Here is a 15656-nt window from a genome sequence, read left to right as displayed (position 1 = left end):
CAGTTTATTTTATGATTCCAGTTGGTATACATAGAGGTGAACCATCAACTGGATTTTGAATGATAGTTGATGATAAATTAAACACATCCCTTATCATTTCTTCTGTAAATACTTGAGCAGGAGAACCTTCTTTGTAAATCTGACCGTTTGAAATACTGATTAAATGATCTGCATAGCGAGCTGCTTGGTTTAAATCGTGCAAGACCATCACAATTGTACAATTTCTCTTTTGGTTTAAGAAACGAAGAAGTTCAAGCACTTCAATCTGATGAGCTAAATCTAAATATGTGGTAGGCTCGTCCAAAAGCAGAAGCTCCGTACCCTGTGCTAATGCCATTGCAATCCAGGCCCTTTGACGCTGTCCTCCAGAGAGCGCATCCAGTGTGCGATGACTTAAATTAGACAGTTTAGTTGCTTGTAAAGCCTCCTCTACAATTTGATGATCTTCAGCAGAATAGCGAGCAAATAAGCCTTTATGAGGGTGACGACCATAATAGCATAGCTCTTTTACTGTTAAATCTTCAGGAGCTTCAGGAGCTTGAGGCAAAATAGCCAGTTTTTTTGCTACTTCTTTTGATGAATGTTGATGAATATCTTTTCCGTTTAAATAAATATTTCCTTCTGTCGGCTTTAATAAACGCGCCAATGAACGAAGGATTGTTGATTTTCCGCAGCCATTTGATCCAATGATTATGCTTATCTTTCCTTCTGGAATGTGAAGGTCAATATCGCGAATAACTGAAGTTGAATCATATGATAGCGAAAGTTTTTCCGCAGTTAACTTTGTCATTACTCTTCCTCCTTTCTCCTATTTTTTCTGTTCACGCCGCAGTAAATATAGAAAATAAGGGGCACCAATAACGGATGTTACGATTCCAGCAGGAATCTCAATGGGCGGCACAACCCCTCTTCCGAGACTGTCAGCAATTATCAGGAATAAAGCACCTACTGCTGCTGAAACTGGTAACAAGAACTTCGACCGACTCCCTACTAACCTCCTACTAATATGAGGAGCAATTAAACCAATAAATCCAATTGACCCAACTACAGCTACAGATAAACCGGTTAATATCACAGCCATACTCAATAGTGTATAACGAACGTACTTTGTTCGCTCTCCTAGGCCAACTGCAATCTCATCTCCTAAGTTTAAAATATCGAGCTTAGATGCAAATATAATAATAAAAGGAACAAGTACGACGCAAGGAATTAACATCAAAAGCTCACTCCAGCCTCTTCCCCATAAACTTCCTGTAAGCCAAAGAAGAGTTGTATTCACGTCATCTGGAAACTTAATCATAAAATACTGAATTCCAGCCTGGCAAATAGCTCCTAAAGCTACACCCACTAAAGCCAGCGTATGAGTTTTAGCTCCTTGAGAATAAGAAAACACCATGAGTATAACGGCGATGACCGATGCTCCTAAAAAAGCTGAAAGCGGCAGCAGAAGCATAGAAGCAGCTGGAAATACAATTAAAATAAAAACGGCGAATAGCCCTGCTCCTTTTGTTACACCGATAACATCAGGAGAAGCAAGCGGGTTTTTTAATATCCCCTGCAAAATAGCTCCTGCTACCGCTAAAGCCGCACCGACCACAATAGCAATGAGGGTACGTGGAATGCGATAATTTGTTAAAATAAAGGAACTACCTTGGGAACTACCTACTATTTGCTGAAAGATTTCTGCAGGGGAAATATAAACGGCTCCTACTCCTAAGCTAATTACAACCGTGATGATTAAACATAGCAATAAGATACTTAATATTTGATAAGGGTGTTTTCTTTTCATTGCTTAATATTCCTCCCTTTTCTAGCAAGATATAAAAAGAAAGGAGCTCCGATAAGAGCTGTTACAATCCCTACTGGCGACTCAAAAGGATAGGCAATGAAACGAGAAAGTACATCGGCATAGACAAGCAAAATGGCTCCTAATAGAGCTGAAAATGGCAGGATTCGCTGGTAGTCTCCTCCTACTAATTTTCTAGCTATGTGAGGTACAATGAGACCTACGAACCCAATTGGCCCCGCAACGGCAACAGATGCACCTGCAAGCATAATGACTAGTATACCTGCAAAAAAGCGAATCCATTTTACCTTTTCGCCTAAACCTGTTGCCATATTCTCTCCTAACACTAGAATCGATATAGAACGAGATGATACAAAAGCTAGAAGAAGACCTAGAAATGACCAAGGTAACAAAATTTTTACATGAGTCCAGTCTTTCCCGTTAATAGAACCTACAAGCCAATACAAAACGTCCGTAGCTTGTTCATTTAACACAATCACTCCTTGAGTAAGCGACGATAAAAATAAATGCACGGCCATTCCGGCAAGTGCTAGTTTCACATGAGTTGTCTTTCCGCCCGATGCGAACAAATAAACCGTTATTCCTCCTAAAGCTGCTCCTAAAAAGGCAATATAAACAGTTGATTGAGAGGTAAAATCAGGAAATAGAATAAAAGCTATTACAATCGCTAATGAAGCACCTGCATTTACCCCAAACACTTGGGGTGAAGCAAGCGAATTTCGTGTAATAGCTTGCATCAATGCTCCAGCAGCTGCCAAGCTGGCTCCAATAAGAGCTGCCAGCACGGCTCTTGGCAACCTGAGCGTCTGTACGATCGTTGTCTGCTTAGAGTCATCAGGAGCAAAAATTGCTTTAATTACTTCTGTAAAACTAACTGCAGAGGATCCCACAGCGACATGTAAAATCATTCCGATGATTAACAAGCAAACACTAGCTACCAACACAATGTATTTATTTATTTTTTGCTTTTGGACAAGATTTGTCATTTCCAACACACTTTCTACAGTTTTCTTTTCTAAACAAATAGAAGCAAGAATAGAATAACTATTCTCGCCTCTTTGTCAGATTCCGTTATATTACTGCTGCTTATTGTTTAGTAACTTAACCGTATCTTTTCCAATTGCCTCAGCTGAAATTACCCCTCGGAATCTTGTCCATAAATCACGGTCTACTACAAACACTTTATCATTTTTAACAGCTTTTAAATTTTCCCAAAGAGGATTTGTTTTCCATTCATCCGTTACAAGTTTGCCTTCATTATTTGCTAGGATTAAAATATCTGGATTAATGTCTGACAACTGTTCTAAATTCATTTCAGCATATGCTTCTTTGTTCTGCACAGCGTTCTTCAACCCTAGCTTTTCAAGAAACTCTCCGTCATAAGAAGAAGACGTATGCGCTTGGAAAGAAGTATCTCTCACAACTGCTGGTAAGACTGTCTGACCACTTTCTTCTTTTAACTCATTTTTTAATTTTGAAATCGTTTCTTCATGCTCATTTAATCGCTGCTCTGCTTTTTTTTCTTTTCCTACTGCTTTTGCAATTGTTTTAAATGAGTCTATATTTTCTTCATATGTAGATTCACGACTTTTTAATTCGATTGTAGGTGCAATTTTGTTTAATTCTTTATAAATTGCTTTATGACGCTGCACATCGGCGATGATTAAGTCCGGCTGCAGGGAACTAATTACTTCTAAATTCGGCTGTTGACGTGTTCCTACTGAAGTATAGTCAATCTTTCCACCTACAAGTTTTTTAATCATATCTTTTTTGTTGTCGTCTGCAATCCCTATTGGCTTCATTCCTAAACCTTGCAGAGCATCCACAAAGGATAGTTCAAGAACAACTACTTTTTTAGGATTTTTAGGAACTTTCGTTTTTCCAAGCTCATGCTGAACAGACACCTTTTGGTTATTATCTGAATTTTCTTTTGAAGAATTTTGATTTGACCCGCATCCTGCTAGAACAAATAAAATAGCAACAATAGTAGCTATACTGAGAAGTCTAATCTTTTTAACTTGCTTCATTTTAATGCTTCCTCCTATGTATATACTCTTGATGACGCTGATAATCATTATCATCAATGTTATCTGTTAATTCAAGATGAGTCAATAGTTTTCTCATAATACGGGACATATTTTGAATAAATAACAAAAAAATCCTTTCACTTCTTTTTGAAAAAGCTTTATTCCCTTCCCTTTTTACGATACACTATGTATAAGTTGACCAAATACAACTTTATTGCACTAATACATTTTAGATAAACTTAATTTTGGAGTGAAAATAATGAATTCGTCTCTATTACAAATGAATACTATATTTATTAGTATTCTTATTGAAGCTCTTCCTTTTGTATTATTAGGCGTGATCATTTCAGGAATTATTCAAATTTTTGTAACGGATGAAATGATGGCTCGAGTTATTCCTCAAAATAAAATAGGTGCTGTCCTATTAGCTAGTGTGATTGGAGCTCTTTTTCCAGCCTGTGAATGTGGGATTGTTCCTATTACTAGGCGCTTAATGGCAAAAGGGGTTCCCCTTTATGCTGCCATTCCTTTTATGTTAACAGGCCCTATTATTAATCCTGTTGTTTTATTTTCTACCTTTGTAGCTTTCGGAAATGATTGGAAAATAGTATTTTATCGGGCAGGAGTAGCTTTTATTGTTTCCTTACTTGTAGGTCTTATTTTAAGTGTTCAATTCAAAGCACCTCAGACAAAACGTGAGGTTCATTTGCATACTTCCCCCAAGAAAATGAGTGAGAAAGTTTCACAATCGATTCGTCATACTATTGATGAGTTTTTTTCTGTTGGGAAATTTTTAATTATTGGTGGATTAATTGCCGCCGGCATGCAAACGTTCGTGAAGACCTCTACTTTACTTTCATTGGGACAAGGAAATGTTTCATCAAATGCGGTAATGATGGGACTTGCCTATGTATTATCGCTTTGTTCTTCTGCAGATGCGTTTATCGCTTCCTCGTTTCGCAGTACGTTTACAGATAGTGCTATTGTTTCATTCTTGGTATTCGGTCCAATGTTTGATATCAAGAATACGCTGATGATGCTAAGCCAGTTTAAGACTAAATTTGTCTTTACGCTTTTGGCGTATGTCTTCATTTTAGTACTTATTGTTTCGATTTTAATTGTTCATTAGTAAGGAGGGATTTGGCATGATTCGTATTTTAATTTTAATAGGGTTTACATTCATCTTCATGCACCTTCATGCAACTGGGGATATCTCAAAATATATCAATATGAAATATTCCTGGATTTCATTTTGCACCATCTTTGTCCTTTGGTTCTTGACCATTGCAGAATTAATCTTTTACATGATAGGCCCTAAAAAACATGATGATGATTGTAGCTGTGGATGCGTCCATAATCAGCAAGATGGCAAATGGAAACGAAGAGTATGGTACCCAATTTATATTTTACCAGTACTCACGGTCTTATTTTTACCTGTCGCAACCCTTGATTCTAATATTGTTGAAGCTAAAGGGTTTCATTTTCCTATTTATGACAAAAAGGACCCTTATTCTTCTCATCAATTTTTACAGCCTGACACAAGTTCTTTTTACGGAGAAGAAGCCTATGACAAAATGATTCATCGTGATCTTAAAAAGTTTTCTAAAGGAGAAAATATCAACTTAGAAGACGAGGAATTTTTAAATGCAATGGAGACTATTTACCGATATCCTGGTGAATTCACTGACAAAACCATTTCTTTTAAAGGATTTATGTATCAAACGAAAGAATTAAAAAAGAATCAATATTTTCTCTTTCGCTTTGGTATCATTCATTGTATTGCAGATTCAGGGGTGTTTGGAATGCTTATTGAGTTTCCAGATGATGTTACTTTTAAAAATGATGACTGGGCAACGGTTACAGGAAAAATTAGTACAATGTATTACCAGCCGTTCAAAAAAACCATCCCTGTTGTAAAAGTAACAAAAGTAAAGCGTGAGCAGTCTCCAAAAGACCCTTATGTATATCGAAATAACCAATAATAAAAAGCCGTTCTTATTTAGAAGAACGGCTTTTTACATTAATGAACAAATTCCATTTTTTCTTCGATTTTATGAAATTTCTCATAAAATTCCTGCGCTGAAATCGGTTTGGAGAAATAGTATCCCTGCACTTCATCACATTTTTCTTTATGAAGAAGTTCTACTTGTTCAACTTCTTCTACACCTTCTGCTACGACGGATAGCTGCAAACTTTTGGCTAGTGTAATAATGGCTCTGACAATCGATACTTCCGTTGTATTAGGATCTAAATCTTTAATAAAAGACCGGTCAATTTTCAGCGTATGAATAGGCAGCTTCTGAATATAGCTGAATGAGGAATATCCTGAGCCAAAATCATCAATCGAAATAAATACTCCTGCATCTTTTAAAATTTGTAGCTTTTCGATTGTTTGCTCAACATGCTTCATCGTTACACTTTCCGTAATTTCAAGTTCTAAATATCGTGATTCTAACTCTACTTCACGCAAGACATCTAACACATAATCAACAAAATCTGTTGTACCAAAATCCACGCTTGATATGTTCACACTCATTTTTAAGGGAGGAAGTCCTTTCAGCTGCCAATACTTATTTTGATGGCACGCTTTTTTTAATACCCATTTCGTCAATGTAACAATAACGCCTGTTTCTTCAGCAATCGGAATAAATTCTGCGGGAGAAATAACGCCCATCTCGGCGTGAGTCCACCGGATCAAAGCCTCCACTCCAACAATATGGCCACTTTGAATATTGACTTTCGGCTGATAGTGAAGCTCCATTTCGCCCAGCTCAAAAGCCTTTCGTAAACCATCTTCAATTCTCATTCGTCGCGTAGTATGAACCTGCATTTCTTTTTGATAAAACAGATAATGATTACGCCCTTGTTTTTTGACTTCGTACATCGCTAAATCAGCATGGCGAACTAGCACCTCAAGCGTTTTTCCATCTTTAGGAAATAAACTAACTCCGATGCTTACCCCTAAATAAACATCTCTCGACAGCACTACAAAAGGAGTGGATAAGCAGTCATTTAATGATTTACAGATTTTTCTTACTTCTTCATCCGTCCTATCATGCAGTAAAACTAAAAACTCATCTCCTCCAAAACGCGAAAGAACATCTTGGTTTCTTAGGCAGCTCTTCATTCGATCGACCACCTGAAGCATAAGCTGATCTCCAGCATGATGACCAAGCGTGTCATTTACCTGTTTGAAACGATCGAGGTCTAAGAATAAGAAATGAAGCTTTTTTCCTGAAGCAGCTGCTGAATCAATGGATTTCTCTACAATGTTTGAAAACATACTTCGATTTGGTAAATCTGTTAGCATATCGTGAAAAGCCATATATTGAAGCGATTCTTGAGCTTTTTTCTGCTCCGTTACATCTCTAGTTACTGTCTGAAAAAGCGTCTCTCCATTAATTTGAATGAGCGTAGATTTTACTTCTAAAAAGAGTTCCTTACCTAACGCATTAAACATTTTCAACTGAGCTAATGGAGGTCTTGGCTCATCTTTTCTATCTCTTACTGCCTTCAATCCTTTTTTAATATCAGGAACTTGTTCAGATGAAAAGAAATCATATAACGATTTCCCAACGAGCTGGTCTTCCGTTACTCCTAAAAGCTGAATCATAGCATCATTCACGGACACGACCTCTTCTTCTCGATGGACCATAATTGCCAATGGAGAGGAGTAAAACAAGTTTTCATAACGATTTTTTGCTTCAATCAACGTTTTTTCCGCTTCACGCTCTTGCGTCATATTGCGTATATACAGCATATACTCAACCGTCTCTTCAATCGCTACCGCCATCACCGTTATCTCAACCGTAACTTCTCTATTACTTATCAAAAGGGAGTGCTCAGTCCGTCCGTCTTGTAGAGAAGAAAATTTATAGAAGGGCAGCAGCTTAACAACATCACTCCCGATTACATCTGATGCTTTAAGAGAGAAAAGCGTTTCTGCTGCATAATTGAGCGATAAAACATGTCTTTTTTCATCAATCACCAAAATAGCATCCAGGGCAGATTCAAAAAAAGCCCATTTTAAAACTTCTTGTTTTTGTACGCGTCGATCCATAAAAATGGTTAAAAACACAGCCGTAAATAGGCAGACAACAAAAAAAATAATAACGGCGGATAAATATAGTGGATTTAAAGCAAAACCGTTTGATTGTTCAGGCATTCGCATTCCTGAAAAAGAAGCTGCCTGCATGCCCGTATAGTGCATACCAGCAATAGCAATGCCCATAATAGTAGAACAAATAAGCTTAGCAAAAACGGTAAGCTTCCCTTCATTTAGCTTTGAGTAAAAACCAAGCCACAAAGCTGTATTAGAAGCAGCAACAGCAATAAGAATAGAGAGAAAAACGACAAATGGATCATATGAAATCATAATGGGCTCCATTGCCATCATGCCGGAATAATGCATAAAAACAATTCCAGCTCCCATAAAGCTCCCCGCAATGGTGAGTGCCTTCATGCTTTTCTTTTGTTTGTGAATGAGGTAAAGGCCTATATAACATCCTGTTATCGCTCCCAAGATTGAGAGAAGAACAAACCATAAATTGTATGAAACATCTACGGGCAAGTGAAAAGCAAGCATGGCAATAAAATGCATGGACCAAATGCCTACTCCCAATGTAAATGCCCCGCTGATTAACCAAAACTGAATAAATTTTGCCCGGGAAATTTTCACACGATTAGCTAACCCAAAAGAAGCGTACGCCGCAGTAATAGCGATAAGGAAAGAAAGTGTAACGAGTAACTCATTGTACGTCCCTTCTAGTAAATGTGTATGATGATTCATTCATGACCTTCCTTCAATTCGTTCTTTTCTTTGTTATCGGTTAAGGCCTAAAAATATTTACTATTTCAAAAGAACTTCTGTTGGATTTACTTCTTACTTTTTGAGCGTCCTGACAATATCGCGCTCACTTTTTCTTTATTGACGGTGTATAAACACGTACAATCATCTGACTTATACGCCTCTTTTAATTGAAACGAGAATTTTTTTAAAAGCGTAATTGAATCTTTATTATTAGGATCGACTTTTGCTTCAATCTCCCGTATATGAAACTCTTCAAAAGCTTTTTCTAGCAAAAGGCAGAGCGCTTCTGTCATGAGGCCTTTTTTCCAAAAAGGTCTGCCTAAATCATACCCAATCTCTGCTTGCTTTTTATCATAATCAATACGGTTTAGACCGCAGGTTCCAATGATCTCATCGGAAGTCTTTAATCGAATAGCATAGCGTGTTGCTTTCCCTTCTTTCGTCAAACTTTGAAGAAGTGCAATCATGCTTTCCGCTTGATAAAGCGTCGTAAAGGGCTCAATATTCATATATCTCGTAACCTCTTCATCCGACCAATATGCAAAAACTTTAGAAGCATCTTTTTCTTGAAGAGGAGATAAATATACCCTCATCTATGTTCTCCCTCCTTTTGATGAATGATGGAGCAAGACATTTTCATCTGCGCCTCTTTCACATCTTAAAAAATCTCACATGGTGCACGGAACATGTGAGATTTGACATTTAACTATTTTTTGATTGTGCATCGCGCAGCTGCGTATATAAACGATTAATTGCTACAGTCATTGACTGTTCATAGGAATGATGATCATAATAAACCGCTATATTTTTTAACATTTCATATGTTTGATGATCAAGCTGCACCTCAAGCGTAATTTTTTCGTCAATTGTTGCTGTTTGCAAATGATGAGGCAAGTCCTCTTTTGTAGACACTTGCTCTGCAATATGAATTGCTTCTTCTACTGTTTCAATTCGGCCGTACTGATGCACCCATCTTCTGCCCATTTCAATCGTATCTTTTACAAACTGACGATTGGTAATGGTATCTTTAATATTAAATTGATGATCCGCCACATATACAGATTGATACAAGATTACACTGATCACTTCGTCTTTTAAATTTAATTTTCTCAGCTCATCAATTAAATCCGCTATATATTTAGGTAAAGGACTAAATGTCCCTCGCACTTCCTTAATTAAATCCATGGCAATGGATTCAGTTGAATTGCGTTTAAATGCTTTTATAATATCTATCATTACATGTTCGTTTGCCATACATACACCACCATTTATGAATCGAATAATTTCATGCTCCTTGCTAATTGGCATAGACATTCACTATTCGTTTAAAATATATACTATTATTCTATTATATAAAAAATATGAATAAGTTGGTATAGGATGAATGATTTATCATTATTTTTTCATAAAATTTTATGAAAAAGAACATGTTTATCTATTACTAGCACAAATCCAGCACTGCAAACAACGGTCTCGCCAAAATCTGAGAAGACAAGCATTTATTATTAGTACATGTGAGTTTTTCTTTGATGGAAGACATTAAATAAAAAGAGACCAAACTACCCCCGCTTATTGAAATGGTCAAAAGATTTTTAGATGTTAGATGACAGAAGGTATCCAATATCAGTAATCAATCTCCTTCCCTGTTCATTGTCACTTAGTCCATCTATCAAAACAACGGCATAATACGTTTCGTTACCTCGCATGAGAATAGCACTATCATGTTCCGCTCCCTGTAGTTCTCCAGTCTTATTCGCAGCTTGAAACGCTGATCCTATACGTGCTGGAAGCTTATGCCGAAACTGCTGCATTTCTAGCATTCTCATTATTTTTTCGCAACTAGATTTTCGCAAAAAGTTTCCTTCACATATTTCCTTTAGGCACTTTACTACGTCAGAGGCACACGTATAATTATCACTCCCTTGTTTAACAGCTGTTTCGTCCATCATATAGCGGTTTAAAACGGTTTTCTTTAATCCTAGATTTTTAGCACATTCGTTAATTTTTTCAAATCCTACTAAAGAAATGAGCTCATTTGTAGCTGTGTTGTCAGAAACCATTATCATAAGGGCAAGCAGCTCTTCCACTTTAATATGTGTTAACCGCGGAAGAGCTCTAAGTACACCTGCTCCGCCAACCGTGTTTTTTTCCATTCTTTGAATGACAGATGTTAAAGCCAAGATGCCCTCATCAATTTGACGAAACGCTTCTATTGCAAGCAGCAGCTTGATTGTACTTGCTGCTCGTTGTTGGATAAAAGAATTAATCTGTATGGATTCTTTCCCTTCAATATGAATCCGTATAAGTCCATTATTACTCCGTTTCCATTTCGTAACTGCATCTTCTATTTTCACTCTTGCTTTTTCCATCATTTTGTCGCAGCTGTTTCAATATAGTTGGTACTCATTATCTTTTGATTGTATAAGTGGCAGGCCACAAAATGATTTTCTTCAACTTCCTGCCACTCTGGTTTTTGAGTCTTACAGGCTGCTACTGCAAGAGGACAGCGTGTATTAAACACACAGCCAGAGGGAGGGTTAATGGGGCTTGGCAATTCTCCTTTAAGAACAATTCGCTTCCGATTATCCTCAACGTCAGGATCAGGAATAGGAATAGCTGACAGTAGAGCTTGAGTGTATGGGTGAAGCGGTTTTTGATACAGCTCCGAACTTGTTGTTAATTCTACTAAATGCCCTAAATACATAACTCCAATACGACTGCTTATATGCTTTACCATCGACAAGTCATGTGCAATAAATAAATAAGTTAACCCTTTTTCTTTTTGGAGTTTTTTTAATAAATTAACTACTTGAGCCTGTACAGATACATCTAAAGCAGAAATAGGTTCGTCTGCAATAATGCATTCTGGATTTAACGCTAAAGCTCTCGCAATCCCTATGCGCTGGCGCTGCCCGCCGCTGAACTCATGAGGATAGCGGTTGGCATGATCACGATTTAGCCCCACATCTTCTAGCAGCTCATACACCCGGTTCAGCATTTCTTTTTTATTGGAATAAAGTCCGTGAACCTCCATTGGTTCTGAGATAATCTCCTTTACGGTAGAACGAGGATTCAGTGAAGCATATGGATCTTGAAAAATCATTTGCATATTACGATGAAAAGCAAATTTCTCTTTCTCTGATAGCTCATGCACGTTTTTCCCTTTATAAAGCACCTCTCCTGATGTACGGTTATACAATCCAATGATTGTTCGCCCGGCAGTGGATTTTCCGCAGCCGGATTCACCAACAAGTCCAAAGGTTTCTCCTTTTGAAATATAAAAAGACACGCCGTCTACTGCTTTCAAAACCTGCTTGTTCGTAATTGAAAAATATTTGCTCAGCTGCTTTACTTCTAACAAATGCTTCGCTGTCATAACTGCCACCTCCTAATAATAGCGCCGGGCTGCGCACAGCTCTTCTTCATAAAGCGTTCCTTTTAATTCAATCAGTTCGACGGTTTTACCCGTTTTAGGTGAATGAAGCATTTTTCCTCTGCCATAACAAATACCAACATGGTGGATAGACCCCTTCCCTTTTTCATAAGCGAAAAACAATAAATCTCCGGGTTGAATAGAGTCTAATCCTACTTCTTTGCCTTTCCTTGCTTGATCGGTGGCATCTCTTGGAATAAGATAGCCGTTTGCTTTATGAGTAGCATAGGCAAACCCGGAACAATCATATCCCCAAGCACTCATACCCCCCCATAAATATGGAAGATTCAAAAACTGTTCTCCTGCTGCAATAATCATATCTCCAGTTCCTTTTGTTGTTTTACGGTTTCTATCCTCTATTACAACAGCATCTTGACGTTTTATTCTCCCAGTGCCAACCGGTGTTTGAACCTCTAGCCATTCTTTATCTTCTTTTAAAAGAGGCAGCTGCGTTTGATAACTAATTTGCAAGGTTTCTTCCGCTAGCTGCAGTGTCGCAATCGCTGCTGATACCACTGCCGTTGGTTTATTCAATGGAGAATATTCAGCTTGGGAAATCAGTTGGTGGAAAGGAACCCACCCGGGATATCCTCTTTCATCTTTAGAAGAAAACTGAGAAGGAATAACGATTTTTGCCCATTTACCTTTCAGTTCCGTTACATATACTTCTTCTCCTAGTAACAGCTGCGTTTGAACTAAATTTTTCTCACAAAGCTCCAACCGACGTGTATACGTTAATTGCTCCAGCCATTTATCCAGTTTTACTGGGAAACTTATTGCAATGTCATCTATTTCTCTGCTAGAGTCATAGGAAGTCCAAACAGTCGCCACAGCTACACAAACGTAATACGCTTTTTTATCCATCACTTATTTATCCTCCCTGCAGGTTTAACCTTCAGCGTTCGACTTTATCTTTTGGTAATGTAATACCGGATTCAAATTCCACCATTCGTTCATAAGTCGACATCGTGGCATAACTTCCAATTCCCACAGCTGTTTGAGGCGAGCAATGCCCGATGCGAAACCCTCTCATAACAGGCTTTTTTAAAGAAGTCAGGTAACTTGTTAATGCCTCTTCTAATGAAAGCGACTCTGTACGTTTTTTAGGATAGCAGTTATGGAAATCTCCGATAAGAATTCCCGCTGCATCCTGCAGTTTATTGGCCATATACAGCTGTGTCATCATGCGGTCAATTTCATACGGCTCTTCGTCAATATCTTCAATAAATAAAATTTTATTTTTCGTATCTAGTTCAAATGGAGTGCCAAGCGTGCTCACGAGCAAAGTCAGATTTCCTCCTATCAGCTGACCAGTTGCTTCTCCTTCACAAATAGTGTCGAGCGGGCTAATTTGATCCGTATAGTAAAAAGAACGGTGAGAAAATAATTGATAAAAAGCTTGCTTCGTCTCTATATGAACATCTTCTTTTCCGATATCCGACGAAAGCATTGGCCCGTGAAAGGTAACCAAACCTGTGCGCTGATGAATAGCGGTATGTAAAAACGTAATATCGCTATATCCCCAAAAAATCTTTGGGTTTTGCTTAATTAAATTGTAGTTTAATTGCGAGGCAAGCCTAGCAGTCCCGTACCCTCCGCATGCACAGATAATTGCCTTTACTTCCTTATTGGCAAACATCGCATGTATATCGGCTGCTCGCTGTTCATCAGTCCCTGCCAAGTACCCGTTTTTTTTATATAAATGCGCACCCGTTACTACGTTTAATCCTATTTCCTTCAAATATTCTAGTCCTTTTTTTAGATTGTGCTGATTAGGCGGACTAGCAGGTGCAATAACAGCTACTGTATCACCTTTTTTTAATCGTTTTGGTTTGATCATTTGCTACACTCCTTTTGTGTAAAGAAATGAAGAAAGTGAAACTTGGGTCAGAAGGGAATTGAAATCCCCTCTGACGAAAAGTTCCACTTTACTGTTTATCTGCCCACTTCAAATCTAAATAGCCAACAGGATGACGAACAATTCCAGATACGTTATCTTTTATTAAAAACACATAGTTGTAGAAATGAATAGGAATGATCGGCATCTCATCAAATAAAATACCTTCTGCTTTATACATAAGCTCAAAACGTTTTTTATTATCCGTTTCGTTCATAGCTTGTTTAATTAACTTATCATATTCTTTATTGCTCCAAGCTGTACGGTTCATTGAATGACCCGTCTGGAAGCTCTCTAAAAAGTTGATTGGATCTGCATAATCAGCTAAAAACGAACTTCGTGACAGCTGAAACTTTAACGCTTTTTGTTCTTCTTGGAAAACATTCCATTCCATATTGGCAAGCTTCACATCTACACCTAGATTTTCTTTGAACATTTGCTGAAGTGCTTCTGCCATTTTTTTATGTGTATCGTCTGTACTATATGTTAGCGTAATAGCTGGCAGCTTTTTATATCCTTCTTCTTTCATTCCTTTTTTCAGAAGTGCTTTTGCTTCTTTGCCATCTGTTTTTAGTAAGTCGCCGCCCGTTTTACGGAAATCCTTTCCATCTGCATCTTTAAATCCGTATGATACAAACCCGCGAGCTGGTTTTTCTTTATTTTTTGTAACAAAATTAACAATTTGATCTTGATCTACAGCCATTGCGAATGCTTTACGGATATTTTTGTTTTGAAAGGGCTCTTTATCTAAGTTAAAGCGGTAAAAGTAAGTTCCCGCTTGGTCTTCGATATGAACATCTCCATCTTTCAGCAGCTTTTCACTTAAATCCGATGGAATTTCAGAAACATCTAGTTCTCCATTTTGATACATTTGGTATTCTGTGTTTGTATTTTCAACAATTGCCCATTTTACCTTATCGAGCTTTACATTTTTAGCATCCCAGTACTGATCGTTTCTTTCCATTACTAGATTACTGTTATGCTTCCATTGAGTTAATTTGAAAGGACCATTAGCAACAAACGAATCTGCTTCTGCAAACCATTTCGGATTTTTTGTTGCTACTTTTTCATTAATTGGAAAAAACGCTGGATTGGAAACTACACTTAAGAAATAGGCTTGCGGACTTTTAAGCGTAACTTCAAAGGTTTTGTCATCTAGCGCTTTGACTCCTACTTGATCAGCACTGCCTTTACCCGTATTAAATTCTTCTCCACCTTGAATGAAATAGCCTAAAAATGCCGCTGGAGAACCAGTCTTAGGATCTAACAGCCTCTTCCACGCAAACACAAAATCACTTGCTTTTACGTCATCTCCATTTGACCATTTAGCATCTTTTCGTAAATGAAACGTATAGACTTTTTTATCGTCAGAAATATCCCATTTCTCGGCCATTGCTCCTTCAGGCTCATCGCTTTTTCCTAAACGAGTCAGCCCTTCCATTAAGTTATTAAGCATATTCCATGAATATGAATCAAACCCAATAGGCGGATCAAAAGACGTAGGTTCTGCGCCATTATTCATATAAAGGACCTTACCGTCTTCTTTTGCTGTACTGCTCTTCTTTTCTGGCTCCGCGCCTGAATCTTTTGTGGCCGTACAGGCAGCAAGTGCAAATATAAGTACACACATCATTAGTAAAGACCCTATTTTTTTCATTGTTTCCCCCTCTTTCATAAGTTCT

Annotated in this window: 14 protein-coding genes; 2 read left to right on the top strand and 12 right to left on the bottom strand. The window is 37.7% G+C overall.

Features of this window, described 5'->3' with window-relative positions:
• Window positions 1–4: 4 nt before the first annotated feature.
• The 4 genes from CEQ83_RS07495 to CEQ83_RS07480 all read right to left on the bottom strand — a co-directional run bounded on the left by CEQ83_RS07495 (window position 5) and on the right by CEQ83_RS07480 (window position 3834).
• Entirely contained in the window at window positions 5–790 is a 786-nt protein-coding gene (locus CEQ83_RS07495; RefSeq protein ID WP_028414009.1) for an ABC transporter ATP-binding protein, read from the bottom strand.
• Between the two features lie 18 nt (window positions 791–808).
• On the bottom strand, window positions 809–1789 hold the full coding sequence (locus tag CEQ83_RS07490; RefSeq protein WP_028414010.1) for a FecCD family ABC transporter permease: 981 nt from the start codon (window positions 1787–1789) through the stop codon (window positions 809–811).
• On the bottom strand, window positions 1786–2793 hold the full coding sequence (locus tag CEQ83_RS07485) for a FecCD family ABC transporter permease (protein WP_028414011.1): 1008 nt from the start codon (window positions 2791–2793) through the stop codon (window positions 1786–1788). The genes CEQ83_RS07490 and CEQ83_RS07485 overlap by 4 nt, the downstream gene beginning before the upstream one ends.
• Before the next feature lie 90 nt (window positions 2794–2883).
• Window positions 2884–3834, bottom strand: coding sequence for an ABC transporter substrate-binding protein (locus tag CEQ83_RS07480; protein WP_028414012.1), 951 nt, complete (start codon window positions 3832–3834; stop codon window positions 2884–2886).
• A 259-nt stretch (window positions 3835–4093) separates the two neighbouring features.
• On the opposite strand from CEQ83_RS07480, the gene CEQ83_RS07475 reads away from it, so the two are divergent.
• Together CEQ83_RS07475 and CEQ83_RS07470 are read left to right on the top strand one after the other, a co-directional pair.
• Complete coding sequence (locus CEQ83_RS07475) at window positions 4094–4963, top strand: permease (RefSeq protein WP_028414013.1); 870 nt, start codon at window positions 4094–4096, stop codon at window positions 4961–4963.
• 16 nt (window positions 4964–4979) lie between these two features.
• Window positions 4980–5816, top strand: coding sequence for a TIGR03943 family putative permease subunit (locus tag CEQ83_RS07470; protein ID WP_028414014.1), 837 nt, complete (start codon window positions 4980–4982; stop codon window positions 5814–5816).
• Window positions 5817–5854: 38 nt separating this feature from the next.
• On the opposite strand, the gene CEQ83_RS07465 is transcribed toward CEQ83_RS07470, so the two are convergent.
• The 8 genes from CEQ83_RS07465 to CEQ83_RS07430 form a co-directional block, all read right to left on the bottom strand.
• Window positions 5855–8623 (bottom strand): bifunctional diguanylate cyclase/phosphodiesterase, encoded by a 2769-nt coding sequence (locus tag CEQ83_RS07465; RefSeq protein WP_028414015.1) that lies wholly within the window; start codon window positions 8621–8623, stop codon window positions 5855–5857.
• 86 nt (window positions 8624–8709) lie between these two features.
• Window positions 8710–9237: a GNAT family N-acetyltransferase gene (locus CEQ83_RS07460; RefSeq protein WP_034266572.1), complete on the bottom strand. Its 528-nt coding sequence runs from the start codon at window positions 9235–9237 to the stop codon at window positions 8710–8712.
• 109 nt (window positions 9238–9346) lie between these two features.
• The gene (locus CEQ83_RS07455) at window positions 9347–9898 is read right to left on the bottom strand and encodes a hypothetical protein (protein WP_013056190.1); all 552 of its coding nucleotides are present in this window, start codon (window positions 9896–9898) and stop codon (window positions 9347–9349) included.
• A gap of 338 nt (window positions 9899–10236) precedes the next feature.
• Entirely contained in the window at window positions 10237–10998 is a 762-nt protein-coding gene (locus CEQ83_RS07450) for a serine hydrolase (RefSeq protein WP_226313280.1), read from the bottom strand.
• Window positions 10999–11012: 14 nt separating this feature from the next.
• A complete protein-coding gene (locus CEQ83_RS07445) occupies window positions 11013–12020 on the bottom strand; it encodes an ABC transporter ATP-binding protein (RefSeq protein ID WP_034266569.1) in 1008 nt (335 codons plus the stop codon).
• A gap of 12 nt (window positions 12021–12032) precedes the next feature.
• Window positions 12033–12941 (bottom strand): C40 family peptidase, encoded by a 909-nt coding sequence (locus tag CEQ83_RS07440; RefSeq protein ID WP_155017574.1) that lies wholly within the window; start codon window positions 12939–12941, stop codon window positions 12033–12035.
• Between the two features lie 31 nt (window positions 12942–12972).
• Entirely contained in the window at window positions 12973–13917 is a 945-nt protein-coding gene (locus tag CEQ83_RS07435; RefSeq protein WP_034266565.1) for a S66 peptidase family protein, read from the bottom strand.
• Between the two features lie 88 nt (window positions 13918–14005).
• Complete coding sequence (locus CEQ83_RS07430; protein ID WP_155017573.1) at window positions 14006–15649, bottom strand: peptide ABC transporter substrate-binding protein; 1644 nt, start codon at window positions 15647–15649, stop codon at window positions 14006–14008.
• Window positions 15650–15656: the final 7 nt, after the last annotated feature.

The organism is Priestia megaterium, assembly GCF_009497655.1.
GTDB classification, from domain to species: domain Bacteria; phylum Bacillota; class Bacilli; order Bacillales; family Bacillaceae_H; genus Priestia; species Priestia zanthoxyli.
The sequence above is the reverse complement of the archived record's forward strand: the minus strand, read 5'-3'. Positions and strand labels throughout refer to the sequence as shown.